General features: G+C 57.2%; 1 protein-coding gene and 1 pseudogene. Both read left to right on the top strand.

From position 1 onward, the window contains the following. Positions 1 to 405: 405 nt before the first annotated feature. Positions 406 to 1,821, top strand: coding sequence for an ISNCY family transposase (locus tag K6M89_RS30375; protein WP_026188840.1), 1,416 nt, complete (start codon positions 406 to 408; stop codon positions 1,819 to 1,821). Between the two features lie 761 nt (positions 1,822 to 2,582). Then, a pseudogene (locus K6M89_RS30380) lies at positions 2,583 to 4,501 on the top strand (Ulp1 family isopeptidase); the annotation flags it as partial.

Consider the following 4,501-nt stretch of genomic DNA (forward strand, 5'->3'; position numbering starts at 1 on the left):
GTGCTTAGTGCCGTCTATGACGGCCTACCCTTTGCGGGTTCTACTATGGCTTCAGGCCAGGACGAAACCCGCCCATGGCGCCGGATGCATTTCATACAGCGATCATGAGCCAACGTGTGAGTTGGGTGCTCGATGCCGACCCGTATCCTGCAACTAATGCCTGCGGGCGGGTGCCGCGGTGGACCGACTTGTTCATCACGCAACGATCATTCGAAATGAACGTTGAAAGCTATCGACGACGTTCCACCCATGGGGGTCAAACGCCGGCGCGGCAGGCCAGCCTCATTCGCGACAATCAAAGGCACCGCCAGTTTGTCGCGCGCATTGCCTCGCCTGAACTGCTCCCTGAGAATGGGTTATTGCCTCATCTAAATTGCTCCCGCCGAATCAACCTCGGGAGCTGTGATGAGGAAGGTCAGCATGGCGACACGTGCGGAATTGGTGGCAGCGATCAGTTGTCGCTATGTGTTAGGCGGGCGGGCCGAGAAGGCGAGGATGTTAGACGAGTTCGTGGCGCTCACGGGCTTTCATCGCAAGCATGCGATGCGACTGCTGCGAGGAGAACGCAAACCGGCGAAGGGTGGTCCTCGGCCAGGGCGCCGGGTTTACGGCGACGACGTGCGGGCAGCGCTCGTCGTTGTTTGGGAGGCGTCGGATCGAATTTGCGGCAAGCGACTACACCCCCTGTTGCCAACACTAATCGAAGCGATGGAACGTCATGGACACGGCGATATGAATAGCGAGACGCGCCGGCGACTCTTGACGATGAGCCCAGCGACGATTGATCGGGTCCTCAAGGAGATTAAAGCGAGCGCCACGGGTCCGCGGCGCCGGAAAGGATCAACAGCGATTCGGCGTAGTGTTCCCGTTCGAACCTTCTCGGATTGGGATGACCCCGCACTTGGCTTTGTCGAAGCTGACCTCGTTTCTCATTCCGGCCCGTACCCGAGGGGTGCCTTCTCGCAAACGCTGGTGTTGACAGATATAGCCACGGGCTGGACGGAATGCGCGCCGCTGCTGGTTCGCGAGCAAACGGTACTGATCACTGCGTTGGCCGAACTGCGCAAGTTGCTGCCGTTCCCGCTGCTGGGCTTCGACACCGATAACGACAGTGTGTTCATGAACGAGAGTGTTCATGAGTATTGCTTGCGCGATAATATCGAACTTACCCGTTGCCGCCCTTACCGAAAGAATGATCAGGCATTTGTCGAGCAGAAGAATGGCGCAATCGTGCGCAAGATCGTTGGATACCGACGCTTCGAGGGGCTGCGAGCCACTCGGGAGCTGGCCAAGCTTTATTCGTCAATGCGGTTGTTCGTGAATTTCTTTCAGCCATCAGTCAAGCTGGAAGAAAAGCACCGTGACGGAGCCAAGGTGATCAAGCGCTATCATCGTCCTGCCACACTCTTCCAGCGGCTGTTTGACGACCCACGCACGCCGGAGGATACATGCCTTTGGCTCAAGGCGATGTACCTGACGCTCGAAGACTTTCTTTCTGGCTTACGGATTGCTTGGCGTGGTGGTGAAGTGAAACCGACTGCCCGCTCCAAGCCAGCGGCCAAGCGAGAGCGGCGGAGGCCCGATCCTCTACTCGCCGTCACTGCCGAACTCGAGGAATGGTTCGAGGCGGAGCCTTGGCGAACTTCGCGAGAGTTGCTTGAACGCTTGCAGGTCAAATGCCCCGGCGTGTATCCCGACGGCCTCATTCGGACCGTGCAGCGCCGAATGAAAATCTGGCGCAGTACACAGGCCAATGCGCTGGTGTTCGGGCCATTCGCCGATGCCGCGCGGCAGACGGAAAGTATAGAGGTCGGGCAGTGAGATCATTACCGAACAATACAGGATCGTCATCCGCGCTCTTACCGCCAGGTTGGCCTTCGACAACCGACCCCACCGGAAAACATGATGACCGCCCGCGAAGCCGCCCGCTCGCTACAGCGCTATTGAGAGGCGCGCTCGCGAGCGGCTTCGCTACCTCCGTCACCTGCACCAGGTGCGGGGATACGATCGGAACAACCCGTGAGGCATTCGAAAACATCGAGTGAGGCAACGACATTATTCTCCGGGAACACTCTTGGGTGAGGCAATACGGCGTCTCATCCTGATCGCCGCCCCATAGGTCGCATAACTATCAGGCGTGCAACGGGTTCTGTCAGCAGCTACACCGCAATGGTTCCGTTGCCTGAGGCGGCGAAATCAGAAAGGCCGGCGGAAAGATTGGTTGGAATCGGAAATTCTGACGGCACCCTTCGCGCTGCATGTTCCACACATCACCCGAAACTGCTTAAATGAAGGCCAATTTTAGCGGGCTCCGCATGGCAAGCGGCAAGCTGGCGAGCCTCTCAAGCCATGTGCCGGCCTGATGGTCGAGTGCAGACGATTGTCGGCAAGCCGTCGCCATATGGTGTTCGGCCATGCCTTGAGGGCATGATTGGATCTGGCTTTAGCATGCTGGGCGGCGGTCGGCAGGCATTAGGATCGAGGTTCCAAATTTGAATTTCGGAGGAACGGCATCGATGTACCCAAGACGGAACCCGCCGCGCGATGACGATTCTCGCGAAGTAAGTGGGTGGATCGAAGGCGTGACCGGAGCTTTCGAGACGGACGCCTGGATCGACGACTACTATTCAGAGAGCCGAGACCTGGAACAGGATCCGACCGACTTGCGCCTCGGTTCGCACGATAGTGACGCCGGCGACCGTGTGCCGCGTCGCAGTTCCGTGGGCGGTTCGATGCGAGTGACGCCGCAGTCGCTGGCGCCGGAGAGGGGTTCGGGGCAGCAAGACGTCGATGCCGCAACGGAGACTCACGTGGCCTCAACCAAGGTTCGCAAGCGTGGTCGCCCCGCCGACCGAGACATGCATCCTGATGACGAGACCCGTATCAACCAGTTCGCGGAAGCAGTCCGAAACTACGAAATTCTACCCGACGGTAGCGTCGGCCGAGGGGACGGAAGGGTTCCCGAGGCTACCGTCGAGAACAATTTAGGGATTCTTAGGAGGTTCGCTCGTTGGCTCCGAGCAGAAAACAGAGATTCGATGGCTTCTCGGCTTTTAAACGATCCAGATTCGCTAGCCGGTGATATCGCGGATTACTGGGCAAACGGTGGGGACGATCGTAAGCGTCTTAACTCAGCACTGTCTCATTTCAGGAGGCTCTCGCCTGAGGGGCAAGAACTCCAAGCCGTTGGACCTGGGCCGCGCCTGATGGGCCGCCGAATTCATGATCCTTATCCCGACGACGCCCTCATTATTGAGGCCTTGGCCAACGAAGAGCGGAGTAAGCTCCGACCGGTCTCGACTTCCCGGAAAAATGCCAGTAACCAACGAAAATTTAGCGCTTGGCTCAAAAGGGAGGGCAGGGAGAGCATAGTCAGCCGACTCACGGGTACTGATGAGCAGCAACGGTCGTTGCAGGAGGATTTTAGGAAATTTACCGAGGCCGAGGGAAAAGTGGTCGTGAGTTTCGATCGGCTGCGGCAGTATCTAGGCGCCGAGTCCCAGTTGAAACAGCATAATCCTTATCCCGACGACGCCCTCATGATTGATGGCTGCGCCAACGAAGAGCTGAGCAAGCTCGGATCGGACTCGACTTCCAAGAGGAATGTTGTCCGGATTACGGCCATAAATCAACGGAGGTTTAGCAATTGGCTCCAAAAGAATGGTAGGGGGAGCATAGCCAGTCGCCTGACTGGCAGTGATCAGCAGCAAGGGTCGTTGAAGGACGATTTTAGGGGCTTTACCAAGGCTGAAGGAAGAATAAACGTGGGTTTTGATCGGCTGCGGCAGTATCTAGGCGCCGAGTCCCAGTTGAAGCAGCATGATCCTTATCCCGACGACGCCCTCATTATTGAGGCCTTGGCCAACGAAGAGCAGAGTAAGCTCGGACCGGTCTCGACTTCCCGGAAAAATGCCAGTAACCAACGAAAATTTAGCGATTGGCTCAAAAGGGAGGGCAGGGGGAGCATAGTCAGCCGACTCACCGGTACTGATGAGCAGCAACGGTCGTTGCAGGAGGATTTTAGGGCCTTTACCAAGGAGGAAGGAAAAAAAGTGGTCGTGAGTTTCAATCGGCTGCGGCAGTATCTAGGCGCCGAGTCGCAGTTGAAACAGCATGATCCTTATCCCGACGACGCCCGCATCATTGATGACCTAGCCAAGGAAGCGCTGAGCAAGCTCGGATCGAACTCGACTTCGCAGAGGAAAGTCGTCTTGAATCTGGCCAGCAATCAACGGAGGTTTAGTGATTGGCTCCGAAAGAAGGGTCGGGGGAGCATAGGCAGTCGCTTGACTGGCAGTGATCAGCAGCAACAGTCGTTAAAGGACGATTACAGTAACTTTACCAACGCTGAAGGAAAAAGAATAAGCGTGAGTTTCGATCGGCTGCGGCAGTATCTAGGCGCTGAGTCGCAGTTGAAACAGCATGATCCCCATCCCGACGACGCCCTCATGATTGATAGCTTCGCCAACGAAGAGCTGAGTAAGCTCCGACCGGACTCGAC

Source organism: Rhizobium croatiense, from assembly GCF_019793465.1.
Taxonomy (GTDB): Bacteria; Pseudomonadota; Alphaproteobacteria; order Rhizobiales; family Rhizobiaceae; genus Rhizobium; species Rhizobium croatiense.